This is a genomic window from Celeribacter indicus (assembly GCF_000819565.1).
Classification (GTDB): Bacteria; Pseudomonadota; Alphaproteobacteria; order Rhodobacterales; family Rhodobacteraceae; genus Celeribacter; species Celeribacter indicus.
The window spans coordinates 2,795,445-2,813,200 of record NZ_CP004393.1 but is presented as its reverse complement, the minus strand read 5'-3'; the positions used below and the strand labels follow the sequence as shown (position 1 = coordinate 2,813,200).

The window sequence follows — 17,756 nt, the reverse complement described above, 5'->3', positions numbered from 1 at the left end:
CCGAATGCAACAGTCCCCGGATATCGGCAACGAAAAGACCCTGCCCGCGATGGAACAGTCTTCCGCTTCCCGAGTTAAGAGAACCGAGCTCGAACGTCGCGTGCTCGCTCATGAAAGGGTCCTTCAGGCGCTGATCGCATACATGTCCCGAACTGAGCCGCGGTTTGTCGATCATCTGAGAGAACGGTTCGTGGAACCGATGCGCATGGCTCAGCACGAGCACGACTATCGGGGGGCCGACGACTATGCGGAAGAATTCATCCGCGCCGTGATGCTTCTCGGTGAACCGCGCCAGCCGCCGGTCCATCCGTCGGAGGCTGCGAAACGCGCTAGCGCCTCTGAAAACGATAGATTGGAGGGCTCCGATCCGCATGCGCAACGCGACCAGGTTCTGGTCAAGCAGAGAAACGGCATATGGCAAGTGACGGTCAATGGCGTCTTTCGCGGCGACTACCACCAAGAGGAGCACGCCAACGCAGCTGCGGCATTGTTGAAGCTGTCCCTGCCATGACCCTCGGCGTTCAACCTACTGGACCGAGCGAGTTTGCGATCCAGGCAGCCGAGAACGAAGGCATGCCGACAAGACCGGATGCTGCGCCTGTGTTGCCGACTGTCTCGGCGGCGGAGCAGCAAACGGAACACTTCAGCCGATGCGCTCGAAATCCCACAAGCAAACGAACCGCCCCAGAACTTGAAGGATGGAGCAAATGGAACGCGATGAACATCCACATAGCAGGCCCCCTAGGCGCCTTATTTCGAAGCTGGCGGCGGCGGCCGGCATGATCGCCTCTCTCGCGTTTCCGATCTTTGCGCAGGACGGGACCGGACCGCTCCCGGAGAACGCGCGGGCACGCAGTTATGGCGGAGGGTGGAACTGTGACGTGGGCTACCGGGTGGATGGCGCTGAATGCGTTGCCATCGACATGCCGGAGAATGCTTATGCGACGGGTCGATCCTACGGAACGGGGTGGGAATGTCGCCGCGGATACGAAGAGAGGGGTGAGGCATCGTGCGCCCCCATCCTTGTGCCCGCCCACGCCTTCCTGCAATCTTCAGGTTTCGACTGGCAGTGCGAACGCGGATATCGGCAAGACCGCGAAACCTGCGTGCCAATCATCCTGCCGGAACACGCATTTCTCACCGAAGATCCCGGGGGCACCGGCTGGACCTGCGATCGCGCCTTTGCAGCGGGCGATGGCGCGTGCGTTCCAATTGCCGTGCCGGACAACGGCTACCTGACCAACACCGATTACGGCGATACATGGCGTTGCGAAAGAGGCTTTTCCGAGGTTGACGGTCGCTGCGATGCCATCGTGTTACCGGCCAATGCCTTTCTGGACACGGATTCGTATGGGCCGGGATGGCGCTGTGAGCGAGGATACGAGCGCAAGGATCGCAACTGCGTCGTGATCGTTATGCCGGAGAACGCCCATCTCGATCGATCAGGCAATCGCTGGAGTTGTGACCGAGGCTTTCAATTGTCCGATGGGGTCTGTGCTCGTGGACGATGATCTACACGCCTTTGGCCCTTCTCGAGCGTCCAGCATGCGTGTGAGCATAGGATGCCGTCTGCGCTACGCGTTGAGCCAGCCGACGCCATTGATCGCGATGTTGAATGTGCACTACTCGCGCTTCGGTGATCTGGAGCGCGCCGACTATCTCGTGACCTCTCCCAGCGTCCCGCTCGAAAGCTACCGTGACGGATTCGGAAACTGGTGCACGCGCATGGTGGCACCAGCGGGCGATTTCACCTTGTCTTCGGATGGCGTTTTCCGGGATGGCGGGTTGCCCGACCCAGTTGCGCCGGGGGCGGTCCAACACGCGGTTCAGGAGCTGCCTTTCGAGACGCTCGTCTATCTGCTCGGCAGCCGATATTGCGACACGGATCTTCTTTCCGACGAAGCCTGGCGGCTGTTTGAGAACACAAAGCCCGGATGGGCCAGGGTCCAGACGATCTGCGATTTCGTCCACGAGGCTGTGGCTTTCGACTATATGCAGGCGAATGCGACCCGCACAGCCTCTCAGACGCTTGCCGGCCGGGCCGGTGTTTGCCGTGATTTTGCGCATCTCGCCATCGCCTTCTGCCGCTGCATGAACATTCCGTCCCGCTATTGCACGGGCTATCTGAGCGATATTGGCGAGCCGGAGCCCTATCCGCCCGGAGATTTCGCTGCCTGGATGGAAGTCTTTCTCGATGGTCGCTGGTGGGTCTTCGATCCGCGCAACAACACACGGCGCACCGCGAGGATCCTGATAGCGCGCGGCCGGGATGCAGCCGATGTACCTTTGACGCAGACCTTCGGACCGAACACGCTGCTGGAGTTCCGGGTCTGGCCCGATCAAGTGACCTGATCGGGCCTCAATCCAAGTGGCCGGCCATCGTAAATTAGGGTGCCAATCCCCATATCTGTGCTAGGCCCCCGAGTTTCCGTTCAGGAGCGCCCAAGATCGGGGGGAATCGATTTTGCGCCGTTCGAAGCTCTGCCATTCGGTTCGGCGCACCTTCTGCGAAACGCTCTTCTGCTATCTCGACGAAGCCTCGGAGGATCGGCCATCCGACGAGTACGGCTCTGATCCTTTCTGATGCAAGGCTCTGGATCTGCAGTTCTTCCAATGAAAGGAAGGCCGCTGGCAGAAAATGAGATCACCATATTGACCGAAAAAGGAGGACGCAGATGGAATACCCCAAACTAAAGAGCGTTGCGGTCTTTTCGAGACCGTTCACGGTCCCGGGTTTTGACGAAATGCTGCCGGCCGGAACCTATGACATCGAAACCGAGCTGAGTGCGCCGCCCGATGACCGCAACCCCGATGCCTGGAAGGCCTCGGTCCTGATAAATCTGCATCCGCGAACTTCACAACCTGGGCTATCACGAACCTTGACGGTTTCTCTGGCCGATCTCGATGCGGCCCGCGCAAAAGACGAACTCACCGGGAAAGAACTCACAGAATTCTTCCTCGAAGAGATGTTGGCCGACCCGATGGTGCAGCTGGTTATGCGGGCTGACGGCGTCTCTGCAATGCAGCTTCGGCAAATCTACTCAGGTAAACGTTCGTCTGAGGCCGCGCGTGAAGTCACGACACCCATCCGTGAAGCTAGAACTCCGCAGGACAAGTCTTCGATCCAGGCTGCGGAGAACGAAGGAATGCCGCCGCGGTCAAATTGAGCCGCGCGCCGTAGTGCGTACGCCGACACTTCGGCTCCCGGTCTCCCCTGAGTTGGCCGTGCTAGAAAAAGAGGAACACAACATGCCTGATCATGGTGACGGCCCGGAAGATCGAGGGCCTTGGAACACCAAACAGAACCGCGGTCCACCAGAGATCGATGCCATTCTTCGCCATGGTCGCGAGCGCTTGGGTGGGCTGTTGCCAGGTGGGCTGCCGCCCGCCAAGAGTATCGCGGTGGTGGGGGCCGTTGCTTTCTTCGCAGTTGTAGCTTGGTCGTCCTACTATACTGTGCCAAGTGACTCAGTCGCAGTGGTCCAGCGATTTGGAAAATACACCGCTGAGGTTCCGCCGGGGCTTCACTTCAAATTTCCGCTTGGAATCGATGTGGCGACGCTGGTTCCCGTGAAACGTCAGCTGAAACAGGAATTCGGCTTTACAACACCGGGTGCAGGGGATCCGTTTCAAAGCCCGGTCGATGGCCGCCGCGAAACCGAGATGGTAACCGGGGACCTGAACGCCGCTCTCGTGGAATGGGTGGTGCAATACCGGATATCAGAGCCCCTGAAATTCCTCTTCGAGCCTCCGCGAACGACAAAAGTCTATGGCTTTGCTCGTCCCAGAGGTGGAGGCGCGCGCAGCGGAAGCTCTCCCAAAGTGTCATGCGCTTGGTCTGCGCCAGGACATCGTGATCCCGGATAACCTCGTCCAGACGGTAGAAGGGAATGCGGCTGGCCAGATGATGCACATGGTGAACGCCGATGTTTGCGCTGATCCAGCGCAGGATACCGGGCAACGCATAGTGTGAACTTCCGTGCAGGGCCGCGTCCTGAATGTTCCAGTCCCCGTCGTGCTGCCAGCTTGTATCTTCGAACTGATGCTGCACGTAAAAGAACCACATGCCGGTGACCGCTGCCAGAAACATCGTCGGGAGGAACACGAACAGCAGAACATCCCAGCCGCCCAGCCAGATGATCGTCATCAGTGAAAGGCCAATGGCGAGGTTTGTGCCCATCGCGCTCAGCCAGTACCGCCAGCCGGATCGCATCAGGTGCACGGGCAGGCGGTTTTGCAGGAAGAATGTATAGAACGGCACCACGCCGAACAGGAACAACGGATTGCGGATCAGCCGATAGCCTGCCCGGCCAACTCGGCTCATGTCCTGATATTCGCTGACCGTCAGGATCGGCATGTCTCCGACGCCCCAATGGTCCAGATTTCCGGTCGTGGCGTGGTGGAGCGCGTGCGTCTTGCGCCAGACATCGTAGGGAGTCAGAGTGAGAACGCCGATCACCCGCCCGATCCAGTCGCAGAGGCGCCGGCTGCGGAACAGCGACCCGTGGCCGCAATCATGCTGGAACATGAACAGACGGACGAGAAAGGCCGCATTCGCTAGCGCCAGAATGATTGCCAACGCGGTGCTGATCGACAGCGCCCACCAGTCGACAGCCCAGAGCGCCACGAATGGCGCGAGTGTAATGGTGAGTTCGAAAACGCTACGCGACGGGATAGGTTGTCGATACGCCGCCAGCGTTCGTGTCCAGTCCGATGGGGTGAACTGCGACTGCTTCGATGCGCGGTCGGTCTCGGCGGAAGAATGGCCAGCACTTTTCACCGCGTCCGCGTGTGATCCGGCATCCTGTAGGTCGGGTCCGGAGTTGCCATGTTCGCCTCTTTTATTCGCCGTAGCGTCCTGTCGGCCACGCCGTTGAGGCTGCTTGTTGTCTGAGTAGGACGAAAGCGTCATGGGTGATGCAGATCCTCTACGATTGAATGTATCATGCTGGTGGTCGGTACACTGAATTGCCCTGAGTGATGATCTGATTGATCAGGGCCGCCGCGGCCCGGTGGATTTCCGCGTCAGGCTCAGTGTCGATGGTGTTCTCATGGATGGCCGCGGCGTCGCGGAGAACTCCGACGATCTCGTTCTCCGGCAGCAATCCGCGATCGTTCATGGCCAGTAGAAGTGACTCGCAGATCGACAGGGCGGCCAGTCCTGCAGCGTCGTTCGACGTAGGCATCCGGTGTGTTCCTTTCATCGCGTCACAATCTGACGGGGAAGCGTGCCTGATGTGTTCCCCTTTCTTGCATGAAATGCTCTATGCTGGACTGATCAAGAGCAGTCCCTGAGCTCATCTCGAAATGTCCCCCGCAACCGAAAGGAAAGGATCATGACACCGGCCGCGGCAAGCCCGCTCACCCGAAAACTCTCGGCATTTGTCGCTTTGTCAGAGGCCGAACTTGCGGTGCTAGCGCGTCTGCACGGGCGTCGGCGGTCTTTTGTCGCCGGGCGAGACATGGCCCATCAGGGACAATCAGATCAGGCCGCCTACATCCTGTCCGCGGGCTGGGTCTGCTCCTACAAGATCCAGCCGGACGGAACGCGGCAGATCGTTGATTTTCAGGTGCCGGGCGATTTTCTGGGATTGCGAAGCGTGCTTTTGCGTACCTCGGACCACAGTTTCGAGCCAATCGTGGACGTAGAGGCTGTAGAAGTCTTGACGGGCGATCTGCTCGAGGCGTTCGCGCAGACACCGCGGCTCGCAACCGCCATCCTTTGGGCGGCGTCCAGGGATGAGGCGATGGTGGTTGAACATCTCGTCGGGATTGGGCGGCGGGACGCGGGAGCACGGATGGCGCATTTCCTGCTGGAGTTGGGATCGCGGCTGGCTCTTGTAGGCATGGGGAGCAAGGAGGGGTACGACTGCCCGCTCACACAATATCACCTTGCCGACGCGCTTGGATTGAGCGCAGTCCATGTGAACCGTGTGTTGCGGCAATTGCGTGAACGCGGTCTGGTGACTTTCCGCGACGGTCACGTGGCATTTCACGACTACAGCGGGCTGGCGGAGCTTGCCGGGTTCGATCCGGCGTATCTGGATCAGACCGGGCCGCTTTTGAAATGACAGAGTCGCCCTCAGTCTTCAGCAAGCGTCTCAGGAGGTCGCGACAGACGCCGGAATGCCACTCAAGCGCGTGTTTGGCGTCACCGAGTTCCAGGATCATCTCGGCTTCCTGCCCTGCTGTCTAGGAATCCAGGAGCAGGCCATGCAGCGGCTGTCTTAGAAGGGAAAGAACACCGGAATTGTCAGAACTGCGGCGGCCCCCACGATGATGTTCATTGGAAGACCGATCTTGATGAAGTCCGTGAACTTGTAGTTGCCCGCACCATAGACCAGTGTGTTGGTCTGATAGCCGATCGGGGTCGCGAAGCTTGCGCTCGCTCCAAACATGACTGCGACAACGAAGGGGCGTGGATCAACCCCGATCTGGTCCGCCAGTCCGATCGCCAGAGGGGTCACGACGACCGCGACCGCACTGTTGGTGACCGCCTCCGTCAAGGTCGAAGCGAGCAGATAGACCGCGGCCAGGGCGATGATCGGGGGCATGTCCGCAAGCGGGGGGGCAATGGCACCGACGATCAAGGCAATCGCGCCCGAGTGCTGCAGCCCCGCACCAACCACCAGCATCGAGAAGATCAGAACGAGCACGCCCGCGTCGATGGAATTCCAGGCCTCATCGTTGTCGATGCAGCGCAGGACGAGGATGAAGGCCACGGCGACGAGGGAAACAAGGCTGATGTCCGCCACACCAATGGCGGCCAGGGCCACCACCGCAAACAGCGCCGCAAGCGCGAGCGGGGCCTTGCCGCGTCGAAAGGGGCGCCCTCCGGCCATCGTGACGCCAGCCAGGTCCCCGGCCTCGATCAGGCGGTCGTAGCTTTCGTCGGTTCCCTCCAGTAGCAGTTTGTCCGCAGGTCTGAGGAGCGTGGTCGAGAGGTCGGGGCCGAGGCTTTCCCCATGACGATGTGCCCCCAGGACACGCATGCCATACCTGAACCCGATGGTCAGCTGCGCGATCCGTACACCGCGGCTGCGATGCGAGAGCGTGACGATCGCCTCCGCGACTGTTGTTTCGGCACTATCCCCGGCTGTCGGCCCCTGACGCAGTCCGACATCCCATCCTTTCTTGTTTCTCAACGTCAGCAGTTCGGAGGTGCGGATAACCGCGATCAGCCGGTCACCAGCGGCAAGGATGTGATCGAGCACGTCGTCACGCCTAACCTCTGCACCGGAACGTATTCCGACCACCGTCACACCCGGGCGGGTCAGATCATCGATATCCCCCAAGGCGTGACCCAGCCCCCAGAAATCATCCTTTGGGCGCAACTCGGTCAGGAAATCCGCCTCACCTGCCGCACCCAGATCCGTCTGATCCTTGCGGTTGGGAAGCAGGAGCGGTCCGAGTAGCAGCAGGGTCAATCCGCCGGTGGCCGCGGCCACCAGACCGACCGGTGTGATTTCCAGAATTGAGAAGGGCGCCAGCCCGATCTCTCTGGCAACGCCATCGACCAGCAGATTGGTCGAGGTTCCGATCAGCGTGCAGGTCCCGCCGAGCACCGCCATGTAAGAGAGCGGGATCAACAGACGCGTCGCTGCGAGGCCGAGGCTTTGGGCCAGTCGTATGGCGACCGGGATCAGTACCAGCACGACGGGTGTGTTGTTCATGAGCGCCGAGGCCACGAGGGTCGAAGCCAGAAACACGCCGGTAGCCGCAATGGGACGCTGGCCGGCGGCGGCGACGACACGATTTGCCAGTGCATCGAGCAACCCGGTGCGCACGAGGGCGCCGCTGAGGATAAACATCGCGGCGATCGTGATCGGTGCGGGATTTGAAAAAACCGATAGAACAGTGTCTTGAGGCACCAGTCCAAAAACGACAAACAACGCCGCGACCGCTGCGGCCGTCACCTCGGGGGCGAACCGCTCGTAAAGGAAGCCCGCGAAGAGAACCAGAAGAAGCGCGAGCGCAAGATAAGGCTCAAAGGGGTACAGGTGTGTCATTCCGGGGTCTCCAGTGCATCGACGGCGGAGCGGTCCTGACGTCGCGATATATGTGGTCTTTCGTTCTCGCTCTGCCTCGAAGACTGGCGCAGGGCCCTCCTCGATCGGCCGCCGCGGACCGGGGTTGCGGTGATCAGTATTCGATGACCACGTGGCGCACCTCAACGGTCATGCTTCGCTGGGTGTTTCCCGACCCCGTGAAGCTCCCAGTGACCGGGACGACCTGATGAATGCCACGGGCGACCGCCACGGGAATGAGGTTCTTTGATCCGACGCTCCGGTTTGTAGGGTCAAACGCGACCCAGCCGGCACCGGGAATGAAGACTTCGGCCCAGGCATGGGTAGAACCCGCCCCTTCAGATCCGACAAGGCGCGTTTCGGGATCAAAGAGATAGCCGGAAACGATGCGGGCACCGAAACTGAGCGTGCGCGCGGCTTCGGCAAACAACACCGCAAAGTCACGGCATGAGCCCCAACCGCGGGAAAGTGTTTCCAGCGGCGACTGTGTCCCTTCCATCTCTCGCCCCTGATATGCGATCTGCGTCGACACCCCGTTGGCGATATCCTTGAGCAGAGACAGCGTATCCGTGGGGCGTTGAAGGACGAAGCCCTCGACCCAGCTGGAAAACTTTCCGTCAGGGTCGGGATATTGTGGCGCCGTCAGGGAGCCGAGGTCGGCCCAATCGTCGCCTGAATAAAGGAAGGGAAAGCTGATTGCCTCCGCCGCTATGGCGAATACCGGCCAGACCGCGGCGGTCAGATCGACGGTTGCACGGCTTTCGATGATCAGATGGTCGCTCGGCTGATTGAACTGCGCCGTGGCGACCGCATTGCCGGCAACGTCATGGGCCCAGGTGATATCGGCATGGGGCGTGAGGGTGATCTCATGCGACACCAGCCGCAGGTCCCGGGCTTCGCGCGGGCGCAGCATCATCCGATGAGGTCCAAGCAGAACGGGTTCGCCGTAGCGGTATTCGGTCTTGTGATAGGTCGTCAGCGTGGTCACGTTAGGTGCCTTTCGGCTGCAATGCGGCCACCCGGAGTCGGGTCGCTTGAGTGGCGTCGGTTGGACAGGCGGTCAATCCGGGGGGATCGGGAGCACAGAACTGTCGATTTCGGCTGCCGTCTCGGTAGACACAAGGCGGCCGAGAGTCAGGTTCAGGTCGTGAGACCCGCCGTCGAGGGGCAGGAACACCACCGGCCCGGCCGTGATGGGGTGGCCATCCAGCGTGGCTCTCGGATGATCCGCTCTCTCGATCCGGATCCTGCACGACGTGCCCGCCACCCTCAGCGTCATGGAAAATCCCGGCCAGTCGGGTGGCATGGTGGGGGCGATCCGCAGACGGTCTCCGTCCCGGGTCACGCCGAGGATGCCTTCGATGGCCGCGCGGTGCATCCACGCGGCCGAGCCCGTGTACCAGCTCCAGCCGCCGCGTCCGATATGCGGTGCAACGGAATAGACATCGGCGGCCACGGCGTAGGGTTCCGTCCTGTAGCGCTGTACGTCCTCGGGCGTCCGGGCGTGATTGATCGGATTGAGCATCGCGAAGAGCTCCGCAGCGCGCGCTCCATCCGCCAGTCGCGCCCAGGCCAGAATGGCCCACATCGCGGCATGGCTGTATTGCCCGCCATTCTCGCGCAGCCCCGGCGGATAGCCGGCGATGTAGCCCGGATCTTGCGAGCCCGAGTCGGGACCGATCCCGAAGGGCGGCGTGAACAGCCGCGCCAGATCGTTTTCGCGATCGACCAGAAGGCTGTCGACGGACTCCATCGCGCGCCGCGCGCGGTCGGGATCTGCCTGTCCGGACAACACCGCCCAGCTTTGCGGGATCGAGTCGATGCAACAGGCCGGGGAGCCGGCCGCCCCCAGCCATGTTCCGTCATCGAAGGTCGCGCGGCGGTACCAGTCCCCATCCCAGGCATGGGTCTCCATGGAGAGGCGCAGCGTTTCGGCCTGCTCGCGCCAGCGCCGCGCCCGGGCCGGATCGCGCTTTTCCGCAAGCGGCACGAAGGCGCCGAGCGTCTGCAGCAGCAGCCAGCCCAGCCAGACGCTTTCGCCGCGGCCGGCGGCGCCGACGCGGTTCATCCCGTCGTTCCAGTCGCCGCTGACGATCAGCGGCAGACCGTGCTCCCCGGTCAGGCTGAGTGCGCGGTCCAGTCCCAGGGCGCAGTGATCGAACAGCGACGCGCCGTGGCCCGCATCGTCGGGCAGGAAGAACGCGTCGTGCTCGCTCGCTCCGAGGCGATGCCCTTCGAGGAAGGGCACCTGTTCGTCCAGTATCGCCCTGTCGCCCGTACTCGTCACATAGGCGGCGACAGCATGGCCGAGCCAAACGCAATCGTCGGAAATGCGCGTCCGCACCCCCTGGCCGGTGTGCGGCAGCCACCAGTGCTGCACGTCGCCTTCCGGAAACTGGCGGGCGGCGACCCGCAGCAGATGCGCGCGGGTGCGGTCAGGGCGCGTCAGCATGAAGGCCATGTTGTCCTGCAGCTGGTCGCGGAACCCGTAGGCGCCGCTTGCCTGGTAGAAGGCCGCACGCGCCTCGATCCGGCAGGCGAGCGCCTGATAGGGCAGCCAGCCGTTGACCATAATATCCATCGCCCGGTCCGGCGTCTCGATCCGGAGATCGCCCAGCGTGTCGTCCCAATAGGTCTGAACCGCGGCTAGCTCGGCCTGCCTGTCGGCGGACCGCATCCTTTTCAAAAGCGGGACGACCGCCGCCGCGTCTGCGCATTGGCCGAGAAGATGGACGAGCTCAATGCTCTCGCCAGGGGCCAGGGTCAGGGTCTTCATCATTGCGAGGCAGGGATCGAGCCCCGCTCCGACCCGCCCCGACATGACGGCGCCCCGGCGTAGTGCGGCGGGATCGGCATGGCTGCCGCACGAGCCCAGAAACTCGGTGCGATCTCCCGTCCAGGCCTCGGCCGGACCGGAAGGCGCGTTGAGCACCGCGAACATCACCCGGCCGGGAAAGGCGGTGTTCCACGGATTCTGGACCAGAAGCGCGCCAGTTTCCGGCTCGTGCGAGGTCACGAGGAACGGGGCCGAGGCGGCGCGCGATTGACCCATGACGGGTTCGCTATAAGTGACGACGCTCAACCTCCGGGGGTGCGTCCCGGTATTGCGCAGAAACAGCCGCGAGACCCTGACCGGATCGGCGCGCGGCACGAACTGTACCAATTCGCAGTCGATGCCATTCGCCCGATGCTCGAACCGGCTGTAGCCGAAGCCGTGGCGCACGATGTGCGGACCGGCCCCTGCAGAAGGCGGCAGAGGGTGCGCAGTCGGTGAAAACAACAGGCCGCTGTCGTCGTCTCGGATGTAGATTGCCTCGCCCGGAGGGTCTGCCACAGCATCATTGGACCAAGGCGTTAGCTGGTTGTCGCGGCTGTTCTCGGCCCAGGTAAAACCGCTGCCGCTGGCCGACACCTGGAATCCGAAGTCCGGATTGGCGATCACGTTGATCCATGGGGCAGGCGTACTGTCCGGTGGGCCAAGGCGGATGACATATTCTCGTCCCTCCCGGTCGAACCCGCCTGTGCCATTGTAGAACTCGAGGTCCGGGCGGTCGGATAACGGCCTGGCCTCGTCCCGCTGCGGGGCGGTTCTGTCACGTCTGTTCGCGCGCAGTCGGAGCGCATTGGCGGGTTGCGGGGCGGGGCCAATCTGTCGCGTGTCTGCGATCATGGTGTCAGCCGTAACAGGATCGGCAAGAAGGGCGTCGAGCTGTTCGCCGATCATGCCGCGCCGGGCCAGCATCACAACCCGCGCTGCAGCCAGGAGAAGCGCCCGCGTATCTGGTGCGATCAGGTCGGAGCGCAGCGCAAACACGGCGCCCCGGGCCGGTCGCGTGTCGTCGCCGGGACGGGAATGGCTGCTGCGCAAGGCGATGTCGATGGCGGTCTGCAGATCCTTGACATAGGAGGCCGGGTGCTCGTTGAGGATCACCAGATCGACCGCAAGCTGCCTTCCCAGCCAGTATTCATGGGCCTGCAGCAGGGCGCGAACCTGTCCGATATCGGCGGGATCGTCGATGCGCAGCACCACGATCGGCAAATCGCCGGAAATCGCGAGCGGCCAAAGGCCGGATTGACGTCCGGCGCCCCGTATCAAGGTGGCAGACGGCAGGCGGAAACGGCGATCATGATAGAGGACAGGGGCGGCGAGGCGTTGGAAGTCGGCGGCTTCGGTCGGCGAGATGCCTAGATGGCGCAGTTGCACCTGAGCCTGGGTCCAGGCCAGGGTCCGTGCGCGGTCATAGGCGCTGCGGTCGTGATGCCGGTCGATCAGATCCATCAGCGCTTCGCGGCTGTCGGCAGCTACCATCCAGACCAGGATCCGTGCGGTGCGCCCAGGCGCGATCAGGAGCCGGTTGCGCAATGCGAAAACCGGATCCAACACCGTGCCCGTGGTTCCGGCGAGAGGCGCCGGATCGGTTATGACGTGCGGCTGGGTCTGGTCATGATCGCGGCCGAAAGCGCTGTCGCGATCACTGTCATATTGCAGCGGCGCGACGGTCGTCCCCTCGACCACGGAGAACTGCGCCACCCAGATTTCCGGTTCCTCCGGGCTGCGCCGCCTGCGCCATGCAATCAACGCGCCGTATTCGGGCAGGAACTCGGTCTGAACGAACATCCGCGAGAAGGCAGGGTGCGCCAGTTCTGAGGCCGGATCCGCCAGCGTCAATTCGACGTAGGAGGTTACATCCAGTTCCCGGGGTTTGCGCCCGCCATTGGTCACCGACAGGCGTCGCACCTCCGCATCGGCCTCGCCCGAGACGAGAACATCCAGCACCGTTTCGAGCTGGCCTGTCCGGGCGGTGAAGGTCGCGTGATCCTCGAAAAACTGCACGTCCTCCGCGTCGGCGGTATCCGGCGCGCCAGGTCCGAACCTCTGGTCAGAGCCGTCCGAGAGATTCCGGATGTGGAGGATGGCGCCATGCGGATCCCGGGTCGCGTCCTCGCGCCAGCGGGTGAGCGCGATATCGCCCCAGCGGCTGTAACTCCCGCCCGTGGCGGTCAGCATAACCGCGTAGCGTCCATTCGACATGAGATGGGTGACCGGGGGGCCGCCCGGGCGGCCGGTAATCCGGCGGCCCCGGTCCGCTTCGGACGGCGTCGGACCGCCGGGCCTGGCGTCCTCAAGCGGCGGCAAGGCGCGGTCGATATCGCGCGGCAGCCGTTCCTGGAGCAGCAGTTCGCTGGCATGGATCATCGGTTCATGGTGGAACCTCTGGCGCATCAGGCCGCCGGTCAGGGCGTTGGCGATGGCCACGATGGTCATCCCCTGATGATGCGCCATGTAGCTTTGCACCACGGCAACGCGACGACCCGGCAGCACACGGTCGGGGGTAAAGTCGAGGGCTTCATAGAAGCCACAGAGCCCAAGGCCACCCATGGCCTCCAGGTCGTCGTAGTTCCGCCGTGCAGCACCGGGATCCAGCATCGCGGCCAGCCCGGTTGCATAGGGCGCGATCACCAGATCCCCGGCAAGTCCGCGCTTGAGCCCAAGCCCCGGCACACCGAAGGTGGAATACTGATAGTTGAGATCCACATCCCGCGCGTTGAAACCGGATTCCGAAATGCCCCAAGGGACGCCTTGCGCCCGTCCGTAGGCGATCTGTCTCTCGACGACCAATCGACAGGTGTGACCCAGCTGACCGCCTTCGGGTTCTCGCATCACCAGTCCAGGCATCAGGTATTCGAACATCGAGCCGGCCCAGGAGACGAGAATGGCGCCGCCACGGGTTGCGGTGACCGTCCGCCCCAGACGGAACCAGTGGCGCAGCGGCAGATCCTGTTTGGCGACGGCGAAGAGACTGGCCAGACGCGCCTCGGAGGCCAGGAGGTCATAGCAGGACGGGTCGAGATTGTTCTCGTGGGCCGAGTAGCCAATGGACAGCAGCTTGCGCTCGGGGTCGAGCAGGAAGCCGAAATCCATGTCCACTGCGAGCCGGCGGGCCTGCACTCCCAGCCGATGCAATTCTGCGGCCAAAGCGGCAAGGTCGGCCTCGCTCGATGCGGCATCTGTCGCGGCTTCGGCCAAGCCGTCGCGAAGCAAGGACAGCCATCGGGGCGCATGCGGGGACATAGCCGCCGGCGTCGGAGTGGCGTGTTCGGCCTTGGCCGCCAGGCGTTGCAGGAAGGGCCAGTTCACTTCAGCCTGTTTCAGGCCATCGCGCAGCGATCCGATCGCCTCGGAGCAGGAGTCACTGAGCGGGGACTTTAACCGCTCTGCGTCACGCTCCACCAGGTCAAGAATATCGGTCAGCCCCTGAGATCTCTGACGTGGCGTCTCGCCGGAATGCGCGGCCCAGTCCTCGCAGGCGTTGGCCAGTGCGATCAGGTGGCCGGCCAGATTGCCGCTGTCCACCGACGAGACATAGGGCGGGTCGAGAACCCTGCCGTCTCGCGTGTCGTACCAGTTGTAGAAATGCCCCTTTACCCGCGGCAGCGCTTGCATCGTGCCAAGGGTCGCGGCGATCCGGCTGGCCGCCTGACGCAGGCCGATCCAGCCGAGATCGCCGGCTGTGACAGTGGACAGAAGGTAAAGCCCCATATTTGTGGGCGACGTGCGGTGCGCAAGCATCGCGTGTGGCTGCTCCTGAAAGTTGTCGGGGGGCAGATGGCTGTCTTCTGGCGTGACGAAGGTCTCGAAATAGTGCCATGTCCTGCGTGCGATCAGGCGCAATCCCTGGGCGTCCTGCGGGGTAAGGGCGGCGTCGGGTTGTGCGCGGGAAGGCTGACTGACCCGAAAGGCGATGAGCGGCGCGGCAAGCCAGAGGGCTGCAATGGGAAGGATCAGGGGGAGCGCACCGGGGGCGGCCAAGCCGGCCAGGCCTGTGGCCGACAGCCCCAGCAGGATCCCCGGCGCCATGGCACGGGAAAATCCCCGCAGATCGGGGCGCGGAGCGGCCGAGACCGAGGCCGCCGTGGTCCATTCCAGGAGATGCCGCCGTGAGACCGTCAATCGCCAGAGTGTGCGGGCGATGGCATCGAGCGCGCGCCAGGCGGCGTCGGCGAGAAAGCTGACCGCCAGCCCGGTTTGCAGCACGGCAAGCGACAGGTCTTCCTGCATCAGGCGCAGGTGGTTGCCCATGTGAAGGCGGCGCTGATGCGGAACGGCGGAAAGGGCTGCGTGCAGGAAAGCGGGCAGGCTCATGGCGACCAGCGCCAGAGCCGTCGCCAGCAAGGCCGCCGGGCCAGTCAGAAGCCACCCCAGTGTCAACAGGACAAGCGTGGCCGGGGCCAACAACGAGCGGCGCAGCGTGTCCAGCACCTTGACCCGTCCCAGCGCGCCCAGCCCGCCTTCCCGGCCAAGCCAGGGCAGCAGTTGCCAGTCGCCTCGACACCAGCGATGGATGCGCCGCGCGGCGAGGTCCTGTCGGTCGGGGAAGGACTCGATCAGTTCCACGTCCGAGACGAGCCCGGCCCGGGCGAAGATGCCTTCAAGCAGGTCATGGCTGAGAAGGGCGTTTTCGGGCACGCGCCCGGCCATCGCCGCCTGGAAGACATCGACGTCGTAGATACCCTTGCCGGTAAAGGAGCCCTCGCCGAAGAGATCCTGATAGACGTCCGACGCAGCAGCAGCATAGGGATCCATCCCGCCCGGACCCGAGGTCGCGCGCTGAAATGCCGTGCCGTGCCGTTCCGGTGTCAGGGCGGGGGTGATCCTCGGCTGTAGAATGGCGTGACCGGCACTGACCCGGCTGAGGGCCGTATCGAAGATCGGCTGGTTCAGCGGATGCGCGATCTTGCCGATCAGCCGCAAGGCCGCGTCACGCGGCATCCGGGTGTCGGAATCGAGCGTCAGGACGTAGCGCACACCGGGAGGCACGGCTGGCACATGACCCTCTGCCGTGCGGTAGTCGGTGTCATCGGCACCGCGCAACAGACGGTTGAGCTCGTGCAGCTTGCCGCGTTTGCGCTCCCATCCCATCCAAATCTGTTCGGCGGCGTTGTAACGGCGGTCACGATGCAGGTGCAGAAAGCGGGCACCGGCGGGACCCGCGCCGTAGACCTGGTTCAGTCGGGCAACCTCGACGTCAATCAACGCGACAAGTGGCGCATCCTCCGGCATGTGCTGTCCGGGGGCGTCCAGCCCGTCGGTCAGGATTGCAAAAGTCACGTCTCCTTGGGCGCCGGACAGATAATGGACTTCCAGCCCTTCGAGTTGTTCGGTCAGCTCTGCGCCATTTGTCAGCATTGTCGGCACAACCACGAGCGTGCGCAGCGAAGACGGCACGCCGCTCTCAAGCGCCAGTCCCGGCAGTGCCGTGGCAGGTACGGCCCAGGTCACCATGCGATCAACGATAAGTTGAGCGACGGCGCTGGCCGGGATGACCGCTGCGAGAAACCAGAGCGCAAGCACAGTCCACGACACGGATGGGCCGGAAAGGACCACCAGACTCCATGCGCTCAGCGCAAGCAGCCCAAGAGTGACACAAAGAATGCTGCCAAGGTATCCTGCGAGACCGGGTCGGAACTGCGGGCGATGCCATCCTCTGTATCGATAGCCGATCTGGCGTTCGAACGCCTCCCGGCCCTCGGCGAGGAGATGCCAGCCCGGATCGCTTCTCCGCAGGATTTCCGGCTCGGAAATCCGGTCGCCATCCGCTTCCGGCGCAGCCACCGCCGTCGCCAGCACCTGCTCGGCCAGATCCAATTCGCTGTAGTCACTGTGGCGGGCGAGATCCTCGAGGGCATCGCGGTACAGGTTGCGGCTGGCGAAATCCATCGCCGAAAATCCCGGATGCTCCCGCAGCTTCGCATCGACCAGGCTGACACTTTCAAAGAGCTCTGGCCAGTCCGTCTCAGCGATCGTGCGCAGGCTTGTGATGACGTTTCGAACCGTGACGTTCGAGGCGCCCTGACGCTCCTGTGCATGCCGGACCGCCAGGTCGACATTCGACCCCTGCTTGGCCAGCCGATCCTCCAACCAGCCGATGGCCGGAGTCGTGACAGGGTCGCAATCACGTAGCCTCTTCGCCACCTGCGCGGCAAAGATCTCGGAAAGGGGCTCGGACGCGCCAATATCTGCAGGCATCCCGATCCCGGTCTGGCCGTCCCCCAGGAGCCGATCCGCAAGGGCATCCGCCGAGAGGCGCATCCTGTGACCGAAGGTGATCTGGTCGGCCAGCCGCCGCAGGTTTTCCAGAAGGACGAGGCGGAGCGTTATCGGAACCGCCCAGAGCTCTCCTATGGTCAGGGGCTGTACCTGCTGATAGGCGCGCAGAAAGCGGGACAGTGCGGGAGCATCGAGATGGCTGTCCGTATGGGCGACATAGGCCCAGATCAGTTCGAACACTCGCGGATAACCGTGAAACGGCCCTTGGGCAAGTTTCGGCAGAAGCTTGTAGTAGCTGGGCGGCAAATCCGTACGGCAGTCGCGCACCTGCGCCTCGACCCTGTGAAAATTGTCCACCAGCCATTGGGCCGCGGGGACAATAGGTTTTCCCGCTGCCGACTCTGAGAGACAGGCCTTGCGGGTGGCCCGCAGAGCCGTCGCATTATCGTTCAGTCGCTGGCGCAGTGATGCGATACGCGGTGTAGAGGCGCAGATACGTTGTACCTCGGCCAGGCTGGCGGCATGTTGCTCCAGCCTTTCGATACCGAAAAGCTCCGCGCGCACCGGCGCGACGCTCTTCCAGGGTGAGGTGCGTGTGCCGCGGAGGTTGAGTTGAGGTAGCGCCCAGGCATTCATGCTAGAACCCTGTCGGCAAGCGGGCAATTTTGCCGACTTGCCGC

The 17,756-nt window shown here is 63.3% G+C and carries 10 protein-coding genes and 1 pseudogene; 6 read left to right on the top strand and 5 right to left on the bottom strand.

The window, feature by feature from the left end; genetic code table 11:
• The first annotated feature begins 4 nt into the window (after positions 1 to 4).
• From P73_RS14125 to P73_RS25680, 5 genes and pseudogenes are all read left to right on the top strand, one after another.
• The gene (locus tag P73_RS14125; RefSeq protein WP_245629172.1) at positions 5 to 511 is read left to right on the top strand and encodes a hypothetical protein; all 507 of its coding nucleotides are present in this window, start codon (positions 5 to 7) and stop codon (positions 509 to 511) included.
• 196 nt (positions 512 to 707) lie between these two features.
• Positions 708 to 1,511 carry a hypothetical protein gene (locus P73_RS25685; RefSeq protein WP_139267037.1) on the top strand — a complete coding sequence of 268 codons (804 nt, stop codon included), beginning with the start codon at positions 708 to 710 and terminating at the stop codon, positions 1,509 to 1,511.
• Between the two features lie 34 nt (positions 1,512 to 1,545).
• The gene (locus P73_RS14120; RefSeq protein WP_043870062.1) at positions 1,546 to 2,352 is read left to right on the top strand and encodes a transglutaminase-like domain-containing protein; all 807 of its coding nucleotides are present in this window, start codon (positions 1,546 to 1,548) and stop codon (positions 2,350 to 2,352) included.
• Between the two features lie 323 nt (positions 2,353 to 2,675).
• A complete protein-coding gene (locus P73_RS14115) occupies positions 2,676 to 3,167 on the top strand; it encodes a hypothetical protein (protein ID WP_043870061.1) in 492 nt (163 codons plus the stop codon).
• Positions 3,168 to 3,249: 82 nt separating this feature from the next.
• A pseudogene (locus P73_RS25680) lies at positions 3,250 to 3,684 on the top strand (protease modulator HflK N-terminal domain-containing protein); the annotation flags it as partial.
• Here P73_RS25680 and P73_RS26525 read toward each other — a convergent pair.
• Positions 3,602 to 4,912 carry a fatty acid desaturase gene (locus P73_RS26525; RefSeq protein WP_082033245.1) on the bottom strand — a complete coding sequence of 437 codons (1,311 nt, stop codon included), beginning with the start codon at positions 4,910 to 4,912 and terminating at the stop codon, positions 3,602 to 3,604. The pseudogene P73_RS25680 and the gene P73_RS26525 overlap by 83 nt on opposite strands.
• A gap of 31 nt (positions 4,913 to 4,943) precedes the next feature.
• Positions 4,944 to 5,186, bottom strand: a complete 243-nt coding sequence (locus P73_RS14105; protein ID WP_043870060.1) for a hypothetical protein — start codon at positions 5,184 to 5,186, stop codon at positions 4,944 to 4,946.
• 150 nt (positions 5,187 to 5,336) lie between these two features.
• Here P73_RS14105 and P73_RS14100 point away from each other — a divergent pair, with 150 nt between their 5' ends.
• The gene (locus tag P73_RS14100; RefSeq protein ID WP_043870059.1) at positions 5,337 to 6,071 is read left to right on the top strand and encodes a Crp/Fnr family transcriptional regulator; all 735 of its coding nucleotides are present in this window, start codon (positions 5,337 to 5,339) and stop codon (positions 6,069 to 6,071) included.
• 156 nt (positions 6,072 to 6,227) lie between these two features.
• Here P73_RS14100 and P73_RS14095 read toward each other — a convergent pair whose 3' ends face one another.
• The 3 genes from P73_RS14095 to P73_RS14085 all read right to left on the bottom strand — a co-directional run bounded on the left by P73_RS14095 (position 6,228) and on the right by P73_RS14085 (position 17,712).
• Positions 6,228 to 8,009: an SLC13 family permease gene (locus P73_RS14095; protein ID WP_043870058.1), complete on the bottom strand. Its 1,782-nt coding sequence runs from the start codon at positions 8,007 to 8,009 to the stop codon at positions 6,228 to 6,230.
• Positions 8,010 to 8,142: 133 nt separating this feature from the next.
• Positions 8,143 to 9,015 carry a transglutaminase family protein gene (locus tag P73_RS14090; RefSeq protein WP_043870057.1) on the bottom strand — a complete coding sequence of 291 codons (873 nt, stop codon included), beginning with the start codon at positions 9,013 to 9,015 and terminating at the stop codon, positions 8,143 to 8,145.
• Positions 9,016 to 9,087: 72 nt separating this feature from the next.
• Positions 9,088 to 17,712, bottom strand: a complete 8,625-nt coding sequence (locus P73_RS14085; protein WP_052453281.1) for a glycoside hydrolase family 94 protein — start codon at positions 17,710 to 17,712, stop codon at positions 9,088 to 9,090.
• Between the last annotated feature and the right edge of the window lie 44 nt (positions 17,713 to 17,756).